Source organism: Arthrobacter sp. zg-Y20, from assembly GCF_030142075.1.
Taxonomy (GTDB): Bacteria; Actinomycetota; Actinomycetes; order Actinomycetales; family Micrococcaceae; genus Arthrobacter_B.
In genome coordinates this window covers 2,101,614-2,125,930 of the sequence record NZ_CP126241.1, presented here as the reverse complement: position 1 = coordinate 2,125,930, position 24,317 = coordinate 2,101,614, and the positions used below count along the sequence as shown (strand labels likewise).

Genomic DNA, 24,317 nt, shown 5'->3' with positions numbered 1-24,317 from the left:
CCCTATGTCCCACAGAGCCCTCACGCCGCGGATCGCGGCAGTACCGCCCCGTCCTGTGCCCGCAGTGCCCAGGCACCGCGGGCAGGCCGTCCAGGAGGAGGTGGAGCCCGGACGGAACCTCGGCCTGGTCCTCACGGGCCTGCTGCTCTCGGTGCTGCTGGCCGCGCTGGACCAGACCATTGTGGCTACTGCGCTGCCAACCATCGTGGGCGACCTCAACGGGCTGGAACATCTGTCCTGGGTGGTGACCGCGTACATCCTTGCCGCCACCATCGGCCTGCCGATCTACGGGAAGCTCGGAGACCTGTTCGGGCGCAAAAGCATCTTCGTTTTCGCCATAGCGGTTTTCCTGGCCGGTTCGGTCTTGTCCGGGCTGTCCCAGAACATGGGCCAGCTGATCGCTTTCCGTGCCCTGCAGGGTATCGGCGGCGGCGGGCTGATGATCGGGGCGCAGGCCATCCTGGGGGATCTGGTCTCGCCCCGGGAACGCGGCAAGTACATGGGCTTGATTGGGGCGGCGTTCGGGCTGGCCTCCGTGGGTGGCCCGCTGCTGGGCGGCTGGATCACCGATGCCTGGTCCTGGCGGTGGGTGTTCTACATCAACCTGCCCATCGGAGCGCTGGCGCTCGCCGTCGTGATCGCCTCACTGCACCTGCCCAAACCCGAGGGCAGGCGTCCGAAGCTGGACTATGCCGGCGCGGGACTGCTGGCGCTGGCCAGCGCTGCCCTGATCATGCTGACCACCTGGGCCGGGACCACATATGCCTGGTCCAGCCCGCAGATCCTTGCCCTGGCAGCCGTGACCCTGGCCGCGGCCGGGGCGTTCATCCCGGTGGAGCGCCGCGCCCCGGAACCCATCCTTCCGCTGGGGCTGTTCCGCAACCGGAATTTCCTGCTCCCCGTGCTGGTGGGCATCTCCGTCGGGATCGCGATGTTTTCCACCATTTCCTACCTCCCGACCTTCCTGCAGATGGTCAACCGCGCCACCGCCACCCAGTCGGGCCTGATGATGCTGCCCATGATGGGCGGGCTGCTGCTCACCTCCATCGGCACCGGCCAGCTGATCTCGCGCACGGGACGGTACAAGGTCTATCCGGTGGCCGGCTGTGCCGTGATCATTGCCGGACTGGTCCTGCTGTCCCGGATCTCGGATACGACGCCGTACGGGTTCACGGCATTGGGGATGCTGGTGATGGGCATGGGGATCGGGATGCTGATGCAGAACCTGGTGCTGATTGTGCAGAACAGCGTGCCGGGCAGGGACATGGGGGCAGCGATCTCCGGGGCGAACTATTTCCGGCAGATCGGTGCCTCGTTCGGCATTGCACTGTTTGGCTCCATCTTCATCCACCGGCTGGGCAACGAAATGGCGGCGGCGCCGCCCGGGGCAGGGGCCGCCGCGGGCGGAGACATCAACTCGCTCAGCCCGGCCATGCTGCGCAGCCTGCCCGCACCGGCGCAGGACTTTATCGCCGCCGCGTTTGGGCACGCGCTGCCGCCCATCTTCCTGCTGAGCGTGCCCATTGTGGCGGCAGCCCTGGTGCTGTGCCTGTTCATCAAAGAGATTCCGCTGTCCACAACAGTGCGGGTGGAGGCGAAGGAAGAGGCCTAGGAGATGCCGTAAGTGAACAGCATGTACAAGAGCCACAGGATCAGTGCCAGCACGGCGCTCTGCCACACCAGGGAGGGAATGATGTACAGCCGTGCCGCGAGCTTCTTTCTGCCGTTCTGGAGCGCTGCAATAAAACCGCCTACGGATGCGACCAGGGTGAGGATGCCGAGGATGGCAATGAGGTCAACAAGGCCGCCCCAGCCGGAACCATAGGCGTAGTCGCCCATACTGCCGGCCCAGACAATGAGGGGCATCAAGGCCAGGGCCCAGCCGAGGGTAACGATGACGATGCCGGCGATTGCCCCGCCGCCGAAGCGCTCCCGGGGTGCTTGGGGGAATTGCTGGTACGGGTTTCCAGCCGTTGGTGCCCCCGGGTACGGGTTTCCAGCCATGGACGCCCCGGGGTACGGGTTTCCCTGCATTGGGGCACCGTTATACGGGTTCTGGTAGGCCCCGGCGTACCCCGGCGGCGGACCGGGTTGCTGCTGCGCCTGTTGCTGCGTCTGTTGCTGGGAGGCCTGCGGGTCCTGGAGGGGAGGCTGTCCGGCGGGCGGCATGCCGGTGTGCATGGCAGGGTCCATGGTTGGCTCCATCGGTTGGGGACGGGAATCTGGAACCAGTGTGCACCAGGCGGGCGTGTTTAGCCCGTAACCCCTTGCCCGGGTGTGGATGAACGGTCCGTCAGCGGGGACCAAAATACCGGATCCGGCACCTCGTGGTGCCTATTGTCCGCCGCTGGTCGTACACTGAAGATGACGCTGTTCGAATATATGTTCGAATTAGTTGCCGGCTGTTAACCAACAGGGAAACCACCAAGGAAACCAACAGGGAAACTACCGCCGGCAACCAGTGCAGCCAGTAAAAACCAGCGGGGATGGCGGCGTGCGGTGTGCACGTGCCGGGCGGGGAGGGAAGCTGAATGGGTGTCTTCAGCGAAGCAATAGAGGTGGTTTGCTCGCCCGCGGGCAAGCCCCTGCGGCTGGTGTGGGGCGGGCACACCTACAAGGTGGGCGCTGATCCGGTGCGCTGGTATGAACGCCGCAACTGGTGGGAAGAGGAAACCCGGGCCGAACGCGGCCACGGCGCCGGACTGGTGGATACCGAGATCTGGCGGGTTCAGGCCCGTGTCAGTGAACACTCCGAGCTGCGCACCTTGGACCTCTCGCACCACGTGAACACCGACCGCTGGCGCCTGATACGGATCCATGACGCACTGAGACCCAGTGCCTGAGGGGACAGCACCAACCCCATGAGCTTTATCCACCTGCACGCAGCCACTGCCTTCAGCGCCCACTACGGAGTGTCCTGGCCCGAGGAGATGGCCGCTGCCGCTGCTGCCGACGGCGCCGATGCCCTCGCCTGCACCGACAGGGACGGGTTGTACGGCACCGTCAAGCATCTGCGCGCCTGCATGGAGGCAGGAATCGACCCCATTGTGGGAGTGGACCTCGCCGTCCTGGACGAACACAACACCGTCACGGGCCGGGTGGTTCTCCTGGCCCGCGGATCCAACGGCGGCGCCGGCTACCGTGCCCTGTGCCGGCTGATCTCCGCAGCCCACGCCGGCACCTCGGCTTCCCGGGCACGCACCGGCAAACCCGTAGGCGTCACCATGGAGCAGCTGGCCGCCCATGCCCGGGGAACACTGGCAGAAGACGGAACTCCCATAGGGGAGGCCGGGCAGCCGGTGCTGACGGTGCTGGTAGGCCCGCAGTCCGACGTCGGCGTTGCCATGCGCAGCCGCAGCTATGCCGTGGCGCGTACCCTCTTCGCCCGCTGGCGCTCGCTGATCCCTGCGGGGGCGCTCGCCGTCGAGGTGGTGACGCACCTGGCCCCGCCGGGGGAGAACCTCAGCCTCGCCCACGCGGTGCGGATGTTCCGGCTGGCCGATGAGATGCGCGTACCCGCCATCCTCACCAACGCCGCGCGGTACGTGGATGAGGACGGCGCCGCCACCGCTGACGTGCTCGACGCCGCGCGCTCGCTGACCTCGCTGTCCCGGCTCCCTGACCTCCAGCCCAACGGGCAGGGCTGGCTCAAGGGCACACGCCAGATGACGGCACTTGCCCGGGAGATCAGCTCGGAAGCGGGCTACGGCTCCGGGGGAGCGGCACGGATGCTGGCTGACACTGCGGCGCTCGCCGATGACTGCCGGATTGACCCGGTGGCGGACATGGGCTGGAAACAGCCAGTGGTGCCGGAAGCATCGGTGATCGGCATCACCGCCGAACCCATGACGGAACTGCGCCAACGCTGCGAAGCGGGGATCACCCGCCGGCTGCGCGTGCAGGACTCCATCGCCGAGGTCCAGATGCGCAACCGGCTCGAACACGAACTGGGCATCATTGAACGGCTCGGCTTCGCCTCCTACTTCCTCACGGTCGCCGAAGTTTCGGCCATGATCACGGGAATGGGGGTACGCGCCGCGGCCCGCGGCTCGGGCGCCTCCTCGCTGGTGAACTATCTGCTGGGAGTCAGCCACGTCAACCCGCTGGACCACGACCTGATCTTTGAACGCTTCCTCTCCCGGGACCGCTCCACGCTGCCGGACATCGACATCGACGTCGAAAGCGCCGAGCGGCACAATGTGTACCACCGCATCTTCGAACGCTTCGGCTCCGAACGGGTCACGCTGATGAGCATGCAAAACGGTTACCGGGCCCGCGGAGCGGTGCGAGACGCCGGACTGGCCCTGGGTATGGATGAAGCCGACATCGGAGCCGTGGCCAAGCAGCTGTGGCGCTTCTCGGCGCGCAACTTCCGTGAGGCGCTCGCCGAAAAACCGGAACTGCGCGAAATCTCCGGCCAGGTGGAAAACAACAAGCAGTTGGACCTGCTGGTAGATCTCACCGAACGGCTGGACCGCCTGCCCCGGCACATCTCCATGCATCCGTGCGGGGTGATCCTGGGGGACAAGTCCCTGCTGGACCGCACCCCGGTGCAGCCCAGCGGACTGGGCTTGCCCATGTCCCAGTTCGACAAGCACGACATGGACCCCATGGGCATGCTCAAGCTGGACGTGCTGGGTGTGCGGATGCAAAGCGCCATGGCCTTTGCCGTGCGCGAGGTGGTGCGCGTGCATTCCTCGCGTGAGGAAGTGATTGCCGCCGGCGGGCACCGGGAGGCACCGGATGCCCCGGATCCGGAGTTCATCGAACCCAGCGGCCGAATCAACCTGGATGCCGTGCCGTTCGACGACGAACCAACCTACGAGCTGATCCGCAGCACCCACACCCTGGGCTGCTTCCAGATTGAATCCCCGGGCCAGCGCGAATTGGTGGGCAAACTCGCTCCGCGGGAGTTCAATGACCTGATTATCGATATCTCCCTGTTCCGCCCCGGTCCCATGAAATCCGACATGGTCCGCCCGTTCCTGGAACACCGGCACGGCTTTTCCCCGGAGGTGTACCCGCACGAGGCGCTGCGCCCGGTACTGGCGGAAACCCACGGGGTCACCGTTTTCCACGAACAGGTGCTGCGCACCCTGAACGTCTTTACGGGCTGCGGCCTGGCCAAGGCAGATGAGCTGCGCCGGCTGCTGGGCAATGAAGCGGCAGAACCGGGGGTGGAAGAGTACTTCCGCAGCAAGTCCGCGGCACGCGGCTACACGCAGGAGACCATCGACAAGGTCTGGGACACGCTCAAGGCTTTTGGCAGCTTCGGTTTCTGCAAGGCCCACGGGGCGGCCTTCGCCGTGCCCACCTACCAGTCGGCCTGGCTGAAGGCGCACCATCCGGCGGCCTTCCTGGCCGGGATCTTCGAGCATGATCCCGGTATGTATCCCCGCCGGCTGCTGGTGGCTGAAGCCCGGCGGATGGGCATCCCCATCCTGCCCCTGGACATCAACCGGAGCGGGGAGCAGTACCGGGTGGAGCGGACCGAAGAGGGAAAGCTGGGCATCCGGCTGTCCCTGGCCGGGATCTACGGGCTCTCCGCCGTTGAGCTTCGGCGCATTGCCGCCGGGCAGCCCTATGATTCCCTGGCGGACCTGCGGGCCCGGGCGCGGGTCTCCCGGCCCACGCTGCGCCGGCTGGCCCAGCTCGGCGCCTTTGATTCGCTCAGCAGGCAGACCGGCTCGGCCGGCAGCCGGGCGGACCTGATCCAGTACCTGGACGCCGCCCCGGCCAAGTCCGCCTCCCGCAAGCATGATCCGATTCCCGGGCAGCTGGCCCTGCCGCTGGGGGACACCGAGCTGAAGAACCTGCGCCACCAGCTGCCCGAACCGGGGCTGCGTGAGAAGGTCCGCACCGAACTGGACCTGCTGTCCGTGGACGTCAGTGCGCACCTGATGGAAAGCTACGGCCCGCTGCTGAAGCGGCTGGGAGTCACACAGGCGGAGGCTCTGATGGACCTGCGCAACGGCACCGAGGTGCTGGTGGCCGGGATCCGGGTGGCCACACAAACCCCGCCCATGCGCGGGGGCCGCCGTGTGGTCTTCATCAGCATTGACGACGGCACCGGGTGCGTTGACTGCACGTTCTTCCACGAAGCCCAGGAGAAAGCCGGCCCGCTGCTGTTCGGCACGGAACTGCTGCTGATCCGCGGCCTGACCCGCCGCACGGGTGCCCGCGGCATCAGCCTGCAGGCGCTGGAAGCATGGAATCTGGCGGACACAGGCTCGCTTCCGCTGCCGGTTTCCCAGCGCGGCATGTTGGTGGGGCACAAGCGCAGCGGATAACATCGGTACGGGCGTAGAAGGAGCCGGCCGAGTCCAGGCCGTGCCGCAGACCCCGTACAAACAAATCTAGGAGACAACGTGTCAGTGCCAGAGAAGTTCACCCTCATCGTCGACGGCGAAGAGACCACGGTGGATACTGGCACCACCGGTGCGCAGCTCTTCTTCGAACGCCGCGACGTCGTCGTTATGCGCGTGAACTCGGTCCTCAAGGACCTGGACACCCCGCTGGAACAGGGTGACGTGGTGGAATCAGCCACCATCGAGTCCGAAGACGGACTGAACGTCCTGCGCCACTCCACCGCCCACGTGATGGCCCAGGCCGTGCAGCAGCTGCGCCCGGACGCCAAGCTGGGCATTGGCCCGTACATCAAGGACGGCTTCTACTTCGACTTCGACGTCGCCGAGCCGTTCACCCCCGAAGACCTGAAGACGCTCGAGAAGATGATGCAGAAGATCATCAACTCGAACCAAAAATTCGTGCGCCGCGTGGTCAGCGAAGACGAAGCCCGCGAAGCGATGGCCAACGAGCCGTACAAGCTGGAGCTGCTCGGCAAGAAGGACGGCGCCGAGGAAGCAGGCGAGGGCGCGAACATCGAGGTGGGCGCCGGCGAGATCACCATTTACGACAACGTGGACCGCAAGTCCGGCGAGACCGTCTGGTGTGATCTGTGCCGCGGCCCGCACCTCCCCAACACGAAGCTCATCTCCAACGCCTTCGCGCTGACCCGCTCCGCCGCCGCCTACTGGCTGGGCAACCAGAAGAACCAGCAGCTGCAGCGCATCTACGGCACCGCCTGGCCCACCAAGGACGCCCTGAAGGCCTACCAGGAACGCCTGGCCGAGGCCGAGCGCCGCGACCACCGCAAGCTGGGCACCGAACTGGACCTGTTCTCCTTCCCGGATGAGCTGGGCTCCGGCCTGCCGGTGTTCCACCCCAAGGGCGGCATCATCCGCAAGGCCATGGAGGACTACTCCCGCCAGCGCCACACCGAGGCCGGCTACGAGTTCGTCTACACCCCGCATATCACCAAGGGCCACCTCTATGAGGTCTCCGGCCACCTGGACTGGTACCGGGACGGAATGTTCCCTCCCATGCACGTGGACGAGGTCACCGACCCGGAGACCGGCGAGGTCACCAAGCCCGGCCAGGACTACTACCTGAAGCCGATGAACTGCCCCATGCACAACCTGATCTTCCGCTCCCGCGGACGGTCCTACCGTGAACTGCCGCTGCGGCTGTTCGAATTCGGCTCCGTGTACCGCTACGAGAAGTCCGGCGTCATTCACGGCCTGACGCGCGTGCGCGGCATGACCCAGGACGACGCCCACATCTACTGCACCCGCGAGCAGATGAAGGACGAACTGACCAGCACGCTGAAGTTCGTTCTGGACCTGCTTCGGGACTACGGCCTGGACGACTTCTACCTGGAGCTCTCCACCAAGGACCCCGAGAAGTACGTCGGCTCAGATGAGGTGTGGGAAGAAGCCACCCGCACCCTCGCCGAGGTAGCCGAAGCCTCCGGCCTGGACCTGGTCCCGGACCCGGGCGGAGCCGCGTTCTACGGCCCGAAGATTTCCGTGCAGGCCCGCGACGCCATTGGCCGTACCTGGCAGATGTCCACCATCCAGCTGGACTTCAACCTGCCCGAGCGTTTCGAGCTCGAATACCAGGCCGCCGACGGCAGCCGCCAGCGCCCGGTCATGATCCACCGTGCCCTGTTCGGCTCCGTGGAACGCTTTATGGGCCTGCTGACCGAGCACTATGCCGGTGCGTTCCCGGCCTGGCTGTCTCCGGTCCAGGTGGTCGGCATCCCCGTTGCCGAAGCGTTCAACGACTACATGTTCGACGTCGTCGACAAGCTCAAGGCCCACGGCATCCGTGCCCAGGTGGACACCGGCACCGACCGCTTCCCGAAGAAGATCCGCACGGCCTCCAAGGACAAGATCCCGTTTGTCCTGATTGCCGGCGGCGACGATGCCGAGGCCGGCGCCGTGTCCTTCCGCTTCCGCGACGGCAGCCAGGACAACGGCGTGCCCGTTGAAGAGGCCGTCAAGCGCATTGTCGAAGCCGTCCGGAACCACGACAAGTAGGGCGGCGGGAACACCATGGCAGAAACAGACGACACGGAAATAACGGACACGTTTGAACTCGCCGGCGTTCCCGACGCGTTCCAGCGGCTCTGGACCCCGCACCGCCTCGCCTACATCAAGGGCGGACAGAAGCAGGTCTCCTCAGAAGAGTCCTGCCCCTTCTGCGCGGCACCGGGGCGGACGGACGAAGAATCGCTGATTGTGCACCGCGGGAAGCATGCCTTCGTCATCCTGAACCTCTTCCCGTACAACGCCGGCCACCTGCTGGTCTGCCCGTACCGGCATGTGCCGGACTACACGGACATTGACCCGGAGGAGACCGCGGAAATTGCGGCCCTGACGCAGACCGCGATGCGCGTGCTGCGGAAGGTGTCCGGCCCCTCCGGCTTCAACCTGGGCATGAACCAGGGCGAGACCGGCGGCGCCGGCATTGCCGCGCACCTGCACCAGCACATTGTGCCGCGGTGGGGCGGGGACGGAAACTTCCTGCCGATCATCGCGCAAACCAAGGCCATCACCCAGACCCTGGGCGAGGTGCGCCGGCAGGTAGCCGACGCATGGCCCGCAGGCGGCTCCGGCCGGGACAGCGAGGACTGACGCGTGCTCAACAAATACGCACGGGGATTCTTCACTGCTGTTTTCACCCCGATGGCCACCTGGCTGCTCCGCCACCGGGTCACCCCGGACATGGTCACCATTGCCGGGACGCTCGGAGTGATGATCGGCGGCCTGGTCTTCTATCCGCTCGGTGAACTCTTCTGGGGCACCATCTTCATTACGGCGTTCATCTTCTCCGACGTCATCGACGGCATCATGGCCCGGCAGCTGGACCGCAAGGGCAGCTGGGGCGGGTTCCTGGACTCCACACTGGACCGCTTCGCCGACGGTGCGTTGTTTGCCGGCGTGGCCATCTGGTTCTTCACCGGCGGCGGCAACGATGCCATCGGCATCATGGCCGTCCTGTGCCTGGTCGCGGGAATGCTTGTCTCCTACATCCGGGCCAAGGCAGAGTCCCTGGGCTTCAACGCCAACGTGGGTATTGCCGAGCGGGCCGAACGGCTGGTCTCCCTGCTGGTGGCCACCGGGCTCGTGGGCCTGGGCGTCCCCGAGGTGCTGCTGCTGGTGGTGCTGGTCCTGCTGACCCTGGCCAGCTGCGTGACCATCGGCCAGCGGATGCACGCCGTCGCCAAGCAGGCGCGGACGAACAACCCGGCGGCCTAACCGGGCTGCAGACGTTCAAAGGGCGGAACCGGTGAACCGGTTCCGCCCTTTGCGTCTGCCGGCCCTTGGAACTCCTAGGCCAGTCCGCGGCGGTCCAGCAGCGGCTGGATTTCCGCGTCACGGCCGCGGAAGTTCCGGAAAGCCTGCAGCGGATCGATGCTGTTGCCGCGCGAGAGCAGCTCGGTCCGGAACCGGTCCCCGTTTTCCCGGGTCAGGCCGCCGTTCTCCTTGAACCACTCCACCGTGTCGGCGTCGAGCACTTCACTCCAAATGTAGGCGTAATACGCCGCCGCGTAGCCGCCGGCGAAGATGTGCTTGAAGTAGCCGGTGCGGTAGCGCGGGGGCACCAGATCCAGGTCCACTCCCGCGGCGGCCAGGGCACGTGCCTCGAAGGCTTCGGGGTCTTCCACGGTGTCGCCGGGCGCCAGTTCATGCCAGGCCAGGTCCAGCAGCGTGGCACCGAGGTATTCGGTGGTGGAGAAGCCCTCGCCCCAGGTCGAGGCGGCAAGGACCTTGTCGATGACGTCCTGCGGCAGCGGCTCACCGGTGACGTGGTGCCGGGCGAAGTTGGCCACCACTTCCGGCCACAGCATCCACATCTCGTTCACCTGGGAGGGGTACTCAACAAAGTCCCGCGGCACCGCCGTGCCGGAGAACTGCGGATAGGTCACGTCAGAGAACAGTCCGTGCAGTGCGTGGCCGAATTCGTGGAACGCGGTCACCACCTGGTCGAAGGTCAGCAAGGTGGGTTCGCCCGCGGCCGGCTTGGAGATGTTCAGGTTGTTGATGACCACCGGCGGTTCCTCCAGCAGTCGCGACTGGTGCACCAGGGAATTCATCCAGGCCCCGCCGTTTTTGGTATCGCGGGTGTAGTAGTCGCCCAGGAACAGGCCCAGCCCGGTGCCGTCGGCGTTATGGACTTCCCATACCCGGACATCGGGGTGGTAGCCGGCCAGATCCGTGCGTTCCGTGAAGGTCAGCCCGTACAGGCGGTTGGCGGCATAAAAAACACCGTCGTGCAGGACACGCTCAAGTTCGAAATACGGGCGCAGGGCGGCAAGGTCGACGTCGAACTTCTCCCTGCGGACCTGCTCCGAGTAGAAGGCCCAGTCCCAGGCTGCCAGCTCATGGCCGTCGCGGCGTGCCGCTTCGCGCAGCAGTTCGGCTTCGGCACGGGCATTGCGCACCGCGGCCGGCGCCAGCTTGTCCAGCATCTCGTGGATGGCGTCCAGGGACGGGGCCGTCTGGTTGTCGGTGGCGTACTCCGCGTGGTTCGCGAAACCGAGCAGGGCTGCCTTCTCTGCCCGGAGCGCAGCCATTTCGGCCGCGACGGACAGGGTGTTGCGGTCATTGTCGCGAAAGCCGCGCCGCAGGGAGGCTTCGTGCAGGCGGCGGCGGGTCTCCCGGTTGGTCAGCGAGGACAGGGCGGGCTGCGGCGTGGGCAGCACTAGGGAGAGTAAATACTTGCCCTCATGCCCTGCCTCGTTGGCTGCCGAGGCCGCTGCAGCTATGTCGTGGTCGGAGAGCCCGGCCAGCTCGGCAGCGGTGTCCACTACCAGGGCAGAATCGTTGGTGTCCTTCAGCAGCCGCTGGGAAAACTCCGTCCCCAGTTCGGAAAGCCGCGCATTCAGTTCCCGCATGCGCGCCTGCCCGGCGTCGTCGAGCTGCGCCCCGGCACGGATGAAGTGGCGACGGTATTCGGAGACCAGCCGCGACTGTTCGGCGTGCAGCCCGTCGACCTGTCCGGCGACGGCCTCTACCCGTTCAAAAAGCTGCCGGTTCAGGTAGATGGCATCCTCGTGGGCGGCCAGCCGGGGTCCGATTTCCTGCTGGATCCGCTGCACGCCCTCGGTGGCGTGGGCGGCGCACAGGGTGAAGAAGACGACGGCGGTGCGCCCGAGCTGCTGCCCGGAAGCTTCCAGCGCGGCGATGGTGTTGGCGAAATCGGAGGCCGCCGGGTTGTCCGCAATGGCCTCGATCTGCGCGGCATGTTCGGCGATGCCGGCCTCAAAGGCGGGCAGGAAGGTGTCCTCGGTGATCTGCGCGAACGGGGGCAGCTGATACGGGAGGGTGCTGGGAGTGAGGAAAGGGGTGTCCATAAGGCCCAAGACTGGCACACCGGCCTATTCCAAACCAATGTGACCCTCCCGTAAGATCGGGCCGATTCCCCGCTGCCCGCAGTCGCAGGCTTGGGGGCATATTCCCTGGGGGATCCATGAAACGCAACGAACGTGTGGGGAGCTCTGGCCTTGGTTCGAGCCGGGTTGCGGCGGCGACGGTGGGAATGCTGCTGGTTGCCCTGGTGCTGGGCGGCTGCATGGCCGCGGAGGACGGGGATGACGGCGAGGGGGAGCGTGTGGTGCCGGCGTCGTCGTCGCCCGCGGCAACCGCTGCTCCCGCCATCCCCGGCAAAGGGCCCGCGTGCCCGGCCGCGGACTGCTTCTCGCTGATGCTGGCCGGGGACCTGCTGGTCCATCCGCAGCTGTGGGACCAGGCCGCGGCCGACGCCGCCGCCACCGGGAAGGGCCCGCTGGACTTCGAACCGCTGCTGGCGGGGCAGGCGGACTACATTGCCGCAGCGGACCTGGCCGTCTGCCACATGGAGACGCCCGTGGCCGAACCCGGCGGCCCGTATTCCGGTTATCCGATGTTCAACGTGCCCCCGCAGATCCTCACTGCAGCGGCCGCTGTCGGCTATCGGGCCTGCACGACGGCCAGCAACCACACAGTTGATGCGGGCGCGGCGGGGCTGAACCGCACGCTGGGGGTGTTGGATTCGCTCGGCTTGGCGCACACCGGGTCCTACGCTTCGCAGGAAGAGGCGGGCCGGCCGATGATCCTGTCCGCTCCGGCCGGCAAGGTGGCGGTCATCGAGGCGACGTACGGGTTGAACGGGCTGGCAGCTGAGTATCCGTGGCAGGTGGATCTGCTTGATGCCGAGGCGATGATCGCCAAGGCGCGGCTGGCACGCGCCCAGGGGGCCGACGTCGTCGTGGGCGCCATCCATGCCGGTGAGGAATACGCGTCCGTGCCCAACAGCGAGCAGGTGGAAACCGCCCATGCCCTCGCGGACAGCGGGGAGTTCGACTTCGTTTACGGCCACCACACCCACTCCGTGCTGCCCATCGAAAACTACAACGGCACCTGGATTGCCTACGGCCTGGGCAACGCCGTCACGGAACTTTCGCCATGGTACGACGTGAACAACGAGGGCCTGATAGTGCGGGCCCAGTTCGCCCGCGACGGCGGCGCGTGGTCCGTGAGTGATCTGGCCTGGGCGCCGTCGGTCATTGTCCGTGACCCGTACCGCTGGTGCTCAGTGGCTGCGGACCTGCCGCAGGGGGAGTGCGCTCCGGCCGGGCAGCGCGAAGCCGTCCGGGCTCGGACTGTTTCGGTGGTCGAGTCCCTGGGGGCGGCCGGCGCCGGGGCGCACGAGTGGTTGGTGTCGCGGGAGGGGTCGGGAAAGTAGCGGGGGAAGCGCGGGGCGGGGCGGACGGGGCGGACGGGAGGTACGCGGGAAGGCTGGGAGGTACGCGGGGAGGCTGGGAGGTACGCGGGGAGTGCGGGAGGCTCGGAGGGTCTCTGCCTCCACAGGACAGTGCGTCTGCGGCGTTGTGAACAAGGAAAAGTATCTGGGTCGGAATGCCTGGCCCACTCCATAAACTCGAACACATGTTCGAATCATCAATCTCTCGAGGGGCGGCTGCTGAGGTACCGGCCGCGGTGGACCAGCCCAATGCGGCTCCCATCCCGGTTTCCGGGGCGGTATCCGTAGCGGTGTCCGGGGCGGTGTCCGTAGGCACCGTTTCCGGTTGGATCCGCAGGTTGTCTAGCCCCGCCTCTTTGTCTGCGGTAGGCGGTGAGGCAGATGCCGGCCTGGTGGATCAGCTTCGCGTTCTGGAGGAACTAAAAGCGGCCGCCAGCGCTGCCCAGGCGAGGGTCGCCGTCGCGCTTGACGGATCAATCCGCCGGGCGCATGCGCGGGCCGGGATGCCCCGCGAGCAGCAAGGCAGGGGAGTGGGTGCCCAGATCGCGCTGGCCCGCAGGGAATCACCGGCCCGGGGCGGGCGGATCCTGGGTTTCGCCAACGCTTTGATTGAGGAAATGCCCTGCACCCTGCAGGCTCTGTCCGAAGGCCGGATCAGCGAGTGGCGGGCCACCCTGCTGGTGCGGGAGACCGCCTGCCTGTCCGTGGAGGACCGGCGGCTGGTGGATAAGGACATCGCGGGGGATCCTGCGGAGCTGGAGGGTCTGGGTGACCGCCGGCTGATCGCCCGGATCCGGAAACTGACCTACCGCATCGACCAGCAGGCCATCGTCCGCCGGGCAGCGAAGGCGGAGGCCGACCGGTACGTTTCCTGCCGTCCGGCGCCGGACACCATGACGTATGTGACCGGTCTGCTGCCGGTCGCGCAAGGGGTAGCCGTGTATGCAGCACTGAGCCGTGAAGCGGACTCGCTGCGGGCACGCGGCGACACGAGAGGCCGGGGACAGATCATGGCTGACACCATGGTGGAACGCATTACCGGCCTCTCACGGGCTGACCGCGTGCCGCTGGAAGTCCAACTGGTCATGACCGACCGAACGCTGCTCAGCGGATCCGCTGAGCCGGCGCACATGAACGGATACGGGATCGTTCCGGCCATGTGGGCGCGCGATGCCGTTGGCACGGCCGCTGCAGCAGCAACCGGCAAGGCCCGGCAGGGCGGCGAATTGTCTGCCCGGGGCCGCTCCGACGGCGGGGAACAATCACCGGGGCTTTGGCTCCGGCGGCTGTATACGGCTCCGGCAACAGGTGACTTGATCGGGATGGATTCCAAAGCGCGCTGTGCCCCGGAATCCCTGGCCCGGTTCATCGAAACCCGGGACCAGTTCTGCCGCACCCCGTGGTGCGGCGCACCCATCCGCCACCGCGACCACATTCAGCCTCATCGTGCCGGAGGAAGCACCGATGCCGGCAACCTGCAGGGTCTGTGCGAGTCCTGCAACCAGGCGAAGGAGGCACCGGGATGGAAGTCGGTGGTGATAAAGCACGGCGCCGGTCTGCCGGCTACGGCTTCCCCGCCACGGCACACCGTCGAGATCACCACTCCCACCCGGCGCCGTTACCGTTCCACAGCGCCTCCGCTGCCCGGTGAGACGGAATGAGGAGAGGTGTCAGGGGTGCCGTCATGGCTAACGCTGCGGGCGGGGGTGACGGTTTACGCTGCAGCACCTGCAGCTTCATCCACGATTGAACTGGTACTTTCAGTCTTCGAACGAATCGCACCGCAGCCGAACAGGGACTCTTGGAGTTGCTCATCCGGCTAAGTGCCGAACGAACTTTAGGGGGTGTGGGCTGTGAAAAGGTTCTATGTTGCGTCCAGCTTCATGAACATCGTCAATGTCCGTTATGTGGCGCACGTCTTGGAAAGCAGTGGCTACGTCAACACGTACGACTGGACCCGGAACGCCTCGGCGCACGACGCGGGTACAGTCACCCTCGCCGATCTGCGCTCCATCGGGCAGCGTGAGCGGGATGCGGTGATAAGTGCCGACGTCGTTGCAATCCTGCTTCCAGGCGGGAAGGGCACGCATGTTGAGCTTGGCATCGCGATCGCTCAAGGCAAACGGACCATCCTGCATTCGCCGACCGACGTCATGGACAACCTTGAGACCACCAGCACGTTCTACCACCTGCCCGAGTTGGAGAAGAGCCACGGAACCCTGGACGACCTCATAACCATGATCATTGGTCAAGAAGTGACCGTCGCCGCTGTCTGACTCCCGGCCGAGCCTCCAGCTGCATGCCACGCACCCCGCCACGCCAATGCCGGGTAGGTCCGCCCCAGCAACCATTCCTCGTACCATGAACGGCATGACTGGCGCACGGTTAATCGGGAGCACGCGAGAGGCTGCGTGGTTGCCGCCTGGCAGTTCTGCGGAAGTTTGGGTCGGTGGCGACTGCCGGAGCGACGATTCGGTGATCGTCATTCGGTTGCTGCTAGTGCGGCGCAACCAAGACGGCGCATCTGAATTTTTTTGCGTCTCGACAGCTAAGGGACCGAGTATCCCGACTCGCTATTTGTATTCCGGTCTTGATCATGAGTCCGTGTCCCAGGGGCTTAAACGACTCTTGCGGGACATTTTCGGGACGACGGAAATTGCCACTCGTTGTATCGGCTTTATCCGGAATGTCGTCCCCGCACCTGACGAAACCTATGGATACCCGGCACCCTGGGCTCATGTCCCGGTGTTTCTGGTCACTGATACCGCTCAGCCCGTCATAGACGGCGAATGGTATGGAGCTGGCCGAGCGCGGATCGAGCTGGCGCACCAGCATTGGTGGCCGATTGTTGAGGAGTACCTAATGAGACACCCATGAGCGGGCAAGGGGCCTAATGCAGGAGTACCTGGTAGAGATTGTGGTCTTGCCATTTTCCGGCAATCTGCAGGTATCGCGGCGCCATTCCGATTTGCTGGAATCCCGCTTTCAGCAGCACCCGCTGCGAGCCAGTGTTGTGCAGAAGAGTGCTCGCTTCGATGCGGTGCAGCCCGAGTTCGTCGCGGGCCGTTTCGACGATCACCTGGACGGCAGCCGATGCCAGTCCTCGGCCGGCGTATGTGCCGTCCACCCAGTAGCCAAGACCGGCACTCTGGAAGGGTCCACGCACGATTCCTGCGAGGTTGAATCTGCCCACGACGGTGTCGCCGGCAAACAGGCCAAAGGGATACTGCGCGCCGGCTTCATTCGCAGCCAGGCGACCGGATATGTCATCGGCCTGCCAAACCTCGGTGTAGTAGTCCTCGGGGCGAACCGGTTCCCAGTGTGAAAGGTAGTCCCGGTTGCGCACGTACGCTGCGGTAAGTGCTTTCGCATCCGTCAGGCGTAAAACGCGCATGCTGACATCTTCACTAAGCTGATGCGTCCTAAACATCAGTCCACAGTAATACTCACGGCCGTCGGACCTGGACGACATTGAGCATTCAGGCGCGGGCCGACAGATAGGACGGGAGACGGGAAACGCGGGAGTCAGAACGCGTGGGATTCGGATTCCTCGATTGGTGCAGATTCATCGCTCATTTCCGCATGGCGGATAACCAGGGACGCGGTGATCAGCGCGGCCCCGAACAGCACGCACAGCCCCAGCAAGACTAGGTACATCAGCGATACCAGCACTGCAGCGGGCGCTGATTCCACGATGGAGGGAAGCAAGAGGTTCGCGGCGTCTCCGACGCCGAAGTTCCTGTTGATGAATGGACCAAGAACTATCAGGACGACGGCAGCGATACCGAACCTGGTTCCAAACCTCATCGTTGACCTGGCCAGTGCTGTACCCGACATCTCACTCCTTGGTTGGACGGTTTTCCCACATGTTTGGGACTGAGTATGGGCGCAGGCTGCGGCGGTATCAATGCCGCGCCGGACGGAGACCCACCTACATGGAACAGGTAGCCGTGAGGAATCCGGCAAAATGTGGGTATGCCCCTTGATGATCTGCGTACCAGCCTCCGGACTCTTCCCGAATCAAAACTGCGAGATGAGTATCTCGGGTTCCTGAACACGGCAGGGGATGCCTCACTGCGCAGGGACGGCGGCCCGGAGCATGTCACGGGGTCATGTTTCGTGTTTTCCCCCGCATTTGATCACGTTCTCCTGTGTTTTCATCGCAAGGGGCAGTTCTGGGTGCAGTTCGGCGGTCACATCGAACCGGAGGATGCATCGGTTGCGGACGCGGCGCAACGGGAGGCCCGCGAGGAGTCTGGAATCAGCGGTCTTCTACTGCTTGCCCGGGAGATCATGGATCTTGACCGCCACGATCTGCAGGCGGGTTTCTCTTGTTCGGCTCATTGGGATGTGGGGTTTGCCGCGGTCGTGAGCCCGGAGGCGGTGACTTCAGTGAGTGAGGAGAGCGAGGCCGTCCGCTGGTTCCCGGTCAACGAATTACCGGCCCAAGTGCCGGAAGGATTCAGCACGCGCCTGGAACTCGTGCGGGATACGGCTAGGTCTTTGCCGGGGGCCCAGGTCAGCTAAGCGCTCAATCGCTCCTCGTGCTTGCGTCGGGCCCGGGCCGCGAGGAACAACAAGGACCCGATCGCTACGTAGACGGCGGCACTGAGCCAGATGGTCCCGCTTTGTTGGGTGAGGAGTGCGATGCTCGCAATGATCGCGAGGACCGGCATGAACCGGGGGGCGCTGAAGTGGTCATGGTCCACTTTGTCCTTTTTGAGGACGAGGACGCTGACGTTGGCAGACAGGAACACCAGGAGCAGCAGCAGCACGGTGGTTTCGGCCAACGAGGCGACATTTCCGGTGAGGGTCAGGACAATCGTTAGTCCGGCCACGACCACAATGGAGACCCACGGGGTGCGGCGGCCCGGCAGCACGCGGCTGAAGGCACGAGGGAGCAGTTCTGCTTCGGCCAATCCGTAGCCGACGCGGCTGGCCATAACCATAAACAGCAGTGCGCCATTGGCGATGGCGATCAGCGCGATGATGCTGAAGAGTCCGGGCGGGATTGCGACGCCGCTGGCGGCGACGACGGCGAGAAGGGGGCCGGTGGAATCGGCCAGCTCCGTCGGGTCCATAACAATGACGGCGCCGAGAGCGATCAGGAGATACACCACCCCGGCGGTGCAGATGGCGCCGAACAATGCGCGGGGGTAGGCCTTGGAGGGGTTACGTACTTCCTCGGCCATGTTTGCCGCCGCCTCAAAGCCGAGGAAGGAGAAAAAGGCGACGATGGATGCGGCGAAGGCGCCCTGGAGGGGAGGGACGTCCGGCGCGAATTCCAGGAGCCGGGATGGTTCCCCGTTGCCGGAGCCGAAAACGATGGCGCAGACGACGATGACGATGACGAGGCCGGATACCTCGATGACGGAAGCTACGAGGTTCGCGGTGAGGGACTCTTTGACGCCGCGAAGATTGATCAAAGTCAGCAGGATGATGAACACCACCGCTGCGGGCGCTTCCGGCACGTCGATGAGCGCCGTGAGGTAATCGCCTGCGAAGGCGTTCGCGAGGGCAGCGGCTGTGGTGATTCCTGAGGCCATCATGAGGAAACCGACGAGGAATGACACGTAGGGGATGCCGAAAGCCCGGTCGGCGTAGCGGGCGGCTCCGCCGGCATGCGGGTACTTGGTGATCAGTTCCGCGTAGGTCGTGGCAGTGAGCAGCGCGACGACCAGGGCGATCAGCAGGGGTATCCAGATCGCGCCGCCGACGTCGGCGGCCATGGTACCCACGAGGGTGTAGATACCGGCGCCGAGGGTGTCGCCCACGATAAACGCGAACAGCAGCGGTGCACCGATTGCCCGCTTCAGTCCGGTTTGTGGTTTTGATGTGGCTGTGCCGGTATCGTCCGTCATTGGACTATTGGATGGTGTTTGCCGTCCCAGCGCAACTACTTGGATGGAATCTTCAACACCTGAATTAACGAAGCACTTCCCTTGGGCTGGAACTCGGGAAGCGCAGCTTTGCCTTCCGTGCGACACACTTGGGCCCATGGGGGACATGTATGGGTATGGATGATCTTTCAGCGCCCGCTGATCGGGCGGACTCTTTCCGGGCTATGTACACAGCGGTGTACCCGGACGTGCTCCGGTTCGTGCAACGGCGCACAGGCGCGGCTTTGGCCGAAGACGTGGTGTCGGATGCGTTCCTCGTTGTATGGCGCCGCTTTGCCGAGGCGCCCCGGAACCACGACGACGCGCGGGCCTGGACGTTCGGAATCGCCCGGAACGTCATGTTGAACGCCGAGCGCGGCGAGCAGCGCCGGCAGGCCCTCGGCGTCCGGCTCAGTGACATTGGCGGTGAGCCTTACAGCAGCTCGCACGAGGATGCGGTGATGACCCGGGTCGACCTCAGCCGCGCGTGGCATCTCCTGTCCGCAGTGCACCAGGAAGCACTAGGCCTGTCAGTCTTCGAGGACCTTTCCGCTCCGCAGGCGGCCGTGGTGCTCGGCATATCCCCGGTGGCCTACCGGCTCCGGCTAAGCCGCGCACGCCGCGCCCTGCGCCTGCTCATTGATCATCTTCCGGACCCTTCCAGCAGGTCAGCAGCAGCACCCGAAAGGACGGCAACGCCATGAAACGCCTTCAGGACATAGACACAATGCTGCGCAGCATGGACGCAGCGAATGAAGCCCCGGACGCCCGTCCGCAACGGGCGCAGGCCGACCTCGAGCACATCCTCGCTGGCAGCACTGCACGGAGGACGACGGCGACGGCGCCCGCGACGGTTCCGGCCAAGGTCGGGGTTGGGGAGCCGGCCAGGGCTGGAAGGAATGACCTATTCCGGGGGCAGAAGCACGGGGCGCCCGTCCGACGTCGGCGCGCCGTCGTCCTCGGCGGGTTGGCCGCAGCCGCCACGGCCGGGCTGCTCGTCCTCCCTTCGCTTTCCGGCGGTGATGCAGCATTCGCTACGTGGACAGCGAACCCGGTAACCCTTTCCGGAGCCGACCTCGATGAGGCCGCGGCGGACTGCATGGCATCGAACAAAAACACGGGGGACGGGATGTATGCACAGGACCTTGCCGCCGCGGAGGTGGCTATCGCGGAGCGCCGCGGTGAGTGGATGACCGTGGTCCTTACCGGCGCCGACGGTTTCGAAGCGACCTGCATCACCGATGGTTCCGCGCCCCTGTTCGACGGGGGCATGATCGGCTCCATCGGCAGGCTCGGCGCCGAAACCGATCCCGCTGCTCGATCCCTCGCGCCCACCCAGCTGGGAACCGGGATGATCAGGAACAAACCAATCTCGATAGCTTCAGGGCGAGCCGGCGACGACGTCGTGGGAGTGACGTACACGAGTATCGCGGGTGAGGAAGTGGCTGCGACCGTGTTCAAAGGACACTTCGCCCTGTGGCTGCCCGGCGCCGAACTCCAGGACGCATCCGGTGGTGGCACAACCGTCAATGTCACCTACCGCGACGGAACCACCGGGACCCAGGAACTCAGCTTCTAGGCCCTGCGCCCCGCGCGCGAACTACCGCGGCCGCTGCCCGGCGTGCTGCCGGGCCATTTCGGAGAGCTTGGACAGCTCGGCCAGGTCCTCTTCGGAGCGCGGCGTCGGCTCAAAGCTGCCGAATTTCCGGATGGCGGCCTGCTGGATCAGGAAGTCGGCAATGGCCGGGTTCTTGGGCAGCAGGGAGCCGTGCAAGTAGCTGGCCACCACGTTCTTATACCGGGCGCCCTCGGTGTTGTCCTTGGTGTTGTTGCCTTCACCCTTGCGCACCTCGGCCAACGGCTCGACGCCGGGGCCCAGGAAGGTCTGGCCGCTGTGGTTCTCGTAACCGTGGATCTCGCCGAACTCGCTGCTGACGGAGAGCACGTTGCCGATCAGCCGCACATCGCCGCCGTGCGTTTCCAGGTCCAGGATGCCGATCCCCGGGATCAGCGTGCCCTCGTGCGTCTTGAAGAACTTCCCGAACAGCTGGTACAGGCCGCAGATCACCAGCATCGGCAGGCCGTCGTCGGCCAGTGCCCGCAGCGTGGGCGCGAGTTCCTGGAGGTCCTGCTGGATCACCACCTGCCCGCTGTCCTGGCCGCCGCCACCCACAATGATGTCCACGCCCTCGGGGAAGGTGTCCCCGGCGTTGTATTCCTCCACAACGGGGTTATAGCCGTACCATTTCAGGCGCTGCTTCAGCACCAGGACGTTGCCCCAGTCGCCGTAAATGTTCATTTCCCGCGGGTACAGCTGCAGGATTTTGATGGTGCGGTCCTCGGTCATGAGACCACCTCTACCTTCGTGATCTTGGAGAGTTCCCGGCGCACCGCCAGCATGGCGGTGTACGTGCAGAAGATCCGCATGGGAACCCCGGGGGAGTCCTTGATGAAACGCTTCAGGCCGTCCGTGATGTCCGGTTCGACGGTGCGTACGGGCACGTCGTCGTACTTCAGGCGCAGCGCCATGTCATAGGCGCGCACACCGCTGACCACGTCCACGCCGCCGTCGGCGAGGGATTCGAAGTCCACGTCCCATAGCCAGGACATGTCCCTGCCGTCGGCGTAATTGTCATTGATGGCAATCATGGTCGAGTAGCCGTGAGCCGCAAAAGATTTCAGCCCGAGGCGGAAACCGCTGGGGTTCTTCACCAGCACCAGTTCCAGCGGCTGCCCGTTGACCGTCAGTGATTCGCCGCGCCCGAAGGCCGGCTCGACGTTGGACAGCGCGGTGAACAGTGCCTCGGCGTCGGTGTCCTTGCCGGTGATGGTCCTGGCGAAGGCCAGCGCAGCAGCGGCATTGAAGATGTTGTAGACGCCTCGGAGCTTGAGGCCGGAGGTGCGGGTTGCGCCGTCGACCAGGAAATCGGCATCCGCCTCGCCAACACGGGTCAGGACGACGTCGGCTTCCTGCGTGGCGGCCAGGGCCTCGGCCAGGCTGCCGCGCATCTCGTCGTCATTGGGGAAGGTGCTGCGCAGCGAGGCATCCAGGCCGAAGTACACGGCGCGCTGGGTAGTCAGGGACTCGGCAATGCCGGCCACACGGGGATCCTCCCGGTTCAACACCACGGTCTCAGTGGTGGCACGGGCAATCTGCTCCAGCAGCCGAGTGGTCTTGTCGATCTCGCCGAACCGGTCCAGTTGGTCCCGCAGCACGTTCAGCAGCAGGCTGTAGCGCGGCTGGATCAGCTTCACGAAGTGCACCGCGTGCGCCTCGTCCAGCTCCAGGACGGCGATGTCGGCATCCAGCCGGCCGCGCATATTCACCTCGCCCAGCAGGGCCGCGGCTACACCGCGGGTGAAGTTGCTGCCCGTGCGGTTGGTGAAGACCTTCAGACCCTGGCTCTCGAGCAGCTCCACCACCATCTTGGTTGTGGTGGTTTTGCCATTGGTGCCGGAGACGACGGCGACGCCGAGCGGCAGGTCCGCGAGGGTGCGGCGGATGAAGTCGGGGTCGATTTTCTCCACCACCAGGCCCGGCAGGGCGGAGCCGCCGCCACGCAGTTTGGAGGCACTGCGGACCAGTTTTCCGACCAGGATGGAGAAAGAACTCATGGTTACTGAATATAGCGCACCGCCCTGTCCGCAGGCGGGCCGGGGCGGCGTGAGGCTGCACGCAAAGCGGGACGGGAACCGGTGTTTTTGACCCGGGCCGGAGCGGCAGCAGGGGCCGCAGGGGAAAGTGCGGCAGCGTTTCCGCCGCCGGAACGGGATTCGGTCGCTAGAATTATTGCAGTGCGTTCGGGAAGCCAGCCGGTGTCCCTGTCTGGGCGGGTATTCCCGCGGCCCAAGGCAGGCGGTGGGCGGCCGGACTTTTTATCCACAGGATCTTTAGGAGAAGCGTAGAGCATGTCGGGCCACTCTAAATGGGCAACCACCAAGCACAAGAAGGCCGTAATTGATGCCAAGCGCGCCAAGTCCTTCGCCAAGCTGATCAAGAACATCGAAGTTGCAGCACGTGCCGGCGGCGCCGACATGGCGGGCAATCCGGCCCTTGAACTGGCCGTTTCAAAGGCCAAGAAGACCTCTGTGCCCATCGACAACATCAACCGTGCCGTCAAGCGCGGTGCCGGCCTGCTGGGCGAGGCCGTCGACTACCAGACCATCATGTATGAAGGCTATGGTCCCCAGGGCTCGGCCCTGCTGATCGAGTGCCTCACGGACAACAAGAACCGCGCAGCATCCGAGGTGCGCCTGGCGGTAACGCGCAACGGCGGCAACATGGGCGATCCGGGCTCGGTGGCCTACATGTTCACCCGCAAGGGCGTCGTGAACCTGCCCAAGAACGGCCTCACCGAAGATGACCTGCTGATGGCCGTGCTGGATGCCGGCGCAGATGAGGTCAAGGAGTCCGGCGAGAACTTCGAGATCGTCTCGGAGCCGCAGGACCTGCGCGCCGTTGTTGGTGCCCTGGAAGAAGCCGGCATCGAGTACGAAACCGACGAAGCCGAATTCGTACCCTCCATGCATGTGGAACTGGATGCCGATGCTTCCCGCAAGTTCCTCAAGCTCGTGGACGCCCTCGAAGAGCTCGACGACGTGCAGAACGTCTACTCCAACGCTGACATCCCGGCCGCAGTCATGGCCGAGCTTGAAGAAGACGACTAAGCGCCGATTCAGTGTCTTTACGCGTCCTGGGGGTGGACCCCGGCCTGACCCGCTGCGGCCTCGGGGTAGTTGAGGTCGAAGGGAACCGCCGGGCCACCCTCGTGGCCGTCGGTGTTGTAGGCACCGTGGCCGGAACCGCCCTGGATGCCCGGCTGCTGGTGATCTCCGAAGCCATCGAACTGTGGCTGGATACCCACCGGCCGGACGTCCTGGCGGTGGAGCGGGTCTTCAGCCAGCTCAACGTCAGCACCGTGATGGGCACCGCCCAGGCTTCCGGCGTCGTCATTGCCGCCGCGGCCAGGCGCGGCATTCCCGTGGCCCTGCACACACCCACCGAGGTCAAGGCGGCGGTCACCGGATCCGGTTCGGCCAACAAGGACGCGGTGGGGAAGATGGTGACCAAGATCCTGCGGCTGGACGAAATGCCCAAGCCCGCCGACGCCGCCGACGCCCTGGCCCTGGCCATCACGCACGCCTGGCGGCGCGGCGTCGCCGGCCCCGGACCCACTGCCGGTTCGGCATCCCGGGGCACCGCACCGAACACCGGCATGACGGCGGCGCAGCGGCTGTGGGCGGAAGCCGAAGCACGCGCAAAACGCGGAAGCTACTGAACAGCAGGGGAATGCGGGCACCAGCAAGTAGGGTATTCGTAGATATGTTCTATACAGCCTCTGGAGTTCC

21 protein-coding genes are annotated in these 24,317 nt (G+C 65.4%); 14 read left to right on the top strand and 7 right to left on the bottom strand.

Annotated elements, in window-relative coordinates; translation table 11 throughout:
- Window positions 1-4: 4 nt before the first annotated feature.
- The gene (locus QNO06_RS10145; RefSeq protein ID WP_227911530.1) at window positions 5-1,612 is read left to right on the top strand and encodes an MDR family MFS transporter; all 1,608 of its coding nucleotides are present in this window, start codon (window positions 5-7) and stop codon (window positions 1,610-1,612) included.
- Here the strand turns inward: QNO06_RS10145 and QNO06_RS10140 are convergent.
- Complete coding sequence (locus QNO06_RS10140; RefSeq protein WP_227911529.1) at window positions 1,609-2,193, bottom strand: hypothetical protein; 585 nt, start codon at window positions 2,191-2,193, stop codon at window positions 1,609-1,611. The genes QNO06_RS10145 and QNO06_RS10140 overlap by 4 nt on opposite strands.
- A 338-nt stretch (window positions 2,194-2,531) precedes the next feature.
- On the opposite strand from QNO06_RS10140, the gene QNO06_RS10135 reads away from it, so the two are divergent.
- The 5 genes from QNO06_RS10135 to pgsA all read left to right on the top strand — a co-directional run bounded on the left by QNO06_RS10135 (window position 2,532) and on the right by pgsA (window position 9,602).
- On the top strand, window positions 2,532-2,843 hold the full coding sequence (locus QNO06_RS10135; RefSeq protein WP_227911528.1) for a DUF6504 family protein: 312 nt from the start codon (window positions 2,532-2,534) through the stop codon (window positions 2,841-2,843).
- An 18-nt stretch (window positions 2,844-2,861) separates the two neighbouring features.
- Entirely contained in the window at window positions 2,862-6,290 is a 3,429-nt protein-coding gene (locus QNO06_RS10130; protein ID WP_227911527.1) for a DNA polymerase III subunit alpha, read from the top strand.
- An 84-nt stretch (window positions 6,291-6,374) separates the two neighbouring features.
- Window positions 6,375-8,381 carry a threonine--tRNA ligase gene (gene thrS, locus QNO06_RS10125; protein WP_442860132.1) on the top strand — a complete coding sequence of 669 codons (2,007 nt, stop codon included), beginning with the start codon at window positions 6,375-6,377 and terminating at the stop codon, window positions 8,379-8,381.
- A 15-nt stretch (window positions 8,382-8,396) separates the two neighbouring features.
- Window positions 8,397-8,978 carry an HIT family protein gene (locus QNO06_RS10120; RefSeq protein WP_227911525.1) on the top strand — a complete coding sequence of 194 codons (582 nt, stop codon included), beginning with the start codon at window positions 8,397-8,399 and terminating at the stop codon, window positions 8,976-8,978.
- A gap of 3 nt (window positions 8,979-8,981) precedes the next feature.
- The gene (pgsA, locus tag QNO06_RS10115) at window positions 8,982-9,602 is read left to right on the top strand and encodes a phosphatidylinositol phosphate synthase (RefSeq protein WP_227911524.1); all 621 of its coding nucleotides are present in this window, start codon (window positions 8,982-8,984) and stop codon (window positions 9,600-9,602) included.
- A 74-nt stretch (window positions 9,603-9,676) separates the two neighbouring features.
- Here the strand turns inward: pgsA and QNO06_RS10110 are convergent, their stop codons facing one another.
- Window positions 9,677-11,701 (bottom strand): M3 family metallopeptidase, encoded by a 2,025-nt coding sequence (locus QNO06_RS10110; protein ID WP_227911523.1) that lies wholly within the window; start codon window positions 11,699-11,701, stop codon window positions 9,677-9,679.
- Between the two features lie 116 nt (window positions 11,702-11,817).
- Here QNO06_RS10110 and QNO06_RS10105 point away from each other — a divergent pair, with 116 nt between their 5' ends.
- From QNO06_RS10105 to QNO06_RS10095, 3 genes are all read left to right on the top strand, one after another.
- Window positions 11,818-13,071, top strand: coding sequence for a CapA family protein (locus QNO06_RS10105; RefSeq protein ID WP_227911522.1), 1,254 nt, complete (start codon window positions 11,818-11,820; stop codon window positions 13,069-13,071).
- A 203-nt stretch (window positions 13,072-13,274) separates the two neighbouring features.
- Window positions 13,275-14,750 (top strand): HNH endonuclease, encoded by a 1,476-nt coding sequence (locus QNO06_RS10100; protein ID WP_227911521.1) that lies wholly within the window; start codon window positions 13,275-13,277, stop codon window positions 14,748-14,750.
- Window positions 14,751-14,972: 222 nt separating this feature from the next.
- Window positions 14,973-15,365 carry a TIR domain-containing protein gene (locus tag QNO06_RS10095; protein ID WP_227911520.1) on the top strand — a complete coding sequence of 131 codons (393 nt, stop codon included), beginning with the start codon at window positions 14,973-14,975 and terminating at the stop codon, window positions 15,363-15,365.
- 614 nt (window positions 15,366-15,979) lie between these two features.
- Here the strand turns inward: QNO06_RS10095 and QNO06_RS10090 are convergent.
- Together QNO06_RS10090 and QNO06_RS10085 are read right to left on the bottom strand one after the other, a co-directional pair.
- Window positions 15,980-16,483, bottom strand: a complete 504-nt coding sequence (locus QNO06_RS10090; protein WP_227926202.1) for a GNAT family N-acetyltransferase — start codon at window positions 16,481-16,483, stop codon at window positions 15,980-15,982.
- A gap of 131 nt (window positions 16,484-16,614) precedes the next feature.
- The gene (locus QNO06_RS10085; RefSeq protein WP_227911518.1) at window positions 16,615-16,926 is read right to left on the bottom strand and encodes a hypothetical protein; all 312 of its coding nucleotides are present in this window, start codon (window positions 16,924-16,926) and stop codon (window positions 16,615-16,617) included.
- Between the two features lie 138 nt (window positions 16,927-17,064).
- On the opposite strand from QNO06_RS10085, the gene QNO06_RS10080 reads away from it, so the two are divergent.
- A complete protein-coding gene (locus tag QNO06_RS10080) occupies window positions 17,065-17,616 on the top strand; it encodes an NUDIX hydrolase (protein ID WP_227911517.1) in 552 nt (183 codons plus the stop codon).
- Here QNO06_RS10080 and QNO06_RS10075 read toward each other — a convergent pair.
- Window positions 17,613-18,950 (bottom strand): APC family permease, encoded by a 1,338-nt coding sequence (locus QNO06_RS10075; RefSeq protein WP_227911516.1) that lies wholly within the window; start codon window positions 18,948-18,950, stop codon window positions 17,613-17,615. The genes QNO06_RS10080 and QNO06_RS10075 overlap by 4 nt on opposite strands.
- 155 nt (window positions 18,951-19,105) lie before the next feature.
- Between QNO06_RS10075 and QNO06_RS10070 the strand changes: the two genes are divergently transcribed.
- Both QNO06_RS10070 and QNO06_RS10065 read left to right on the top strand, forming a co-directional pair.
- On the top strand, window positions 19,106-19,672 hold the full coding sequence (locus QNO06_RS10070) for an RNA polymerase sigma factor (RefSeq protein ID WP_227911515.1): 567 nt from the start codon (window positions 19,106-19,108) through the stop codon (window positions 19,670-19,672).
- Window positions 19,669-20,547: a hypothetical protein gene (locus QNO06_RS10065; RefSeq protein ID WP_227911514.1), complete on the top strand. Its 879-nt coding sequence runs from the start codon at window positions 19,669-19,671 to the stop codon at window positions 20,545-20,547. Before QNO06_RS10070 ends, QNO06_RS10065 begins: the two co-directional genes overlap by 4 nt.
- Window positions 20,548-20,568: 21 nt before the next feature.
- Here QNO06_RS10065 and QNO06_RS10060 read toward each other — a convergent pair whose 3' ends face one another.
- Both QNO06_RS10060 and QNO06_RS10055 read right to left on the bottom strand, forming a co-directional pair.
- Window positions 20,569-21,315, bottom strand: a complete 747-nt coding sequence (locus QNO06_RS10060; protein ID WP_227911513.1) for a type 1 glutamine amidotransferase — start codon at window positions 21,313-21,315, stop codon at window positions 20,569-20,571.
- Window positions 21,312-22,583 carry a Mur ligase family protein gene (locus QNO06_RS10055; RefSeq protein WP_227911512.1) on the bottom strand — a complete coding sequence of 424 codons (1,272 nt, stop codon included), beginning with the start codon at window positions 22,581-22,583 and terminating at the stop codon, window positions 21,312-21,314. The genes QNO06_RS10060 and QNO06_RS10055 overlap by 4 nt, the downstream gene beginning before the upstream one ends.
- Before the next feature lie 294 nt (window positions 22,584-22,877).
- Here QNO06_RS10055 and QNO06_RS10050 point away from each other — a divergent pair, with 294 nt between their 5' ends.
- Both QNO06_RS10050 and ruvC read left to right on the top strand, forming a co-directional pair.
- The gene (locus QNO06_RS10050; RefSeq protein ID WP_227911511.1) at window positions 22,878-23,636 is read left to right on the top strand and encodes a YebC/PmpR family DNA-binding transcriptional regulator; all 759 of its coding nucleotides are present in this window, start codon (window positions 22,878-22,880) and stop codon (window positions 23,634-23,636) included.
- An 11-nt stretch (window positions 23,637-23,647) separates the two neighbouring features.
- Window positions 23,648-24,247: a crossover junction endodeoxyribonuclease RuvC gene (gene ruvC, locus QNO06_RS10045; RefSeq protein ID WP_227911510.1), complete on the top strand. Its 600-nt coding sequence runs from the start codon at window positions 23,648-23,650 to the stop codon at window positions 24,245-24,247.
- Window positions 24,248-24,317: the final 70 nt, after the last annotated feature.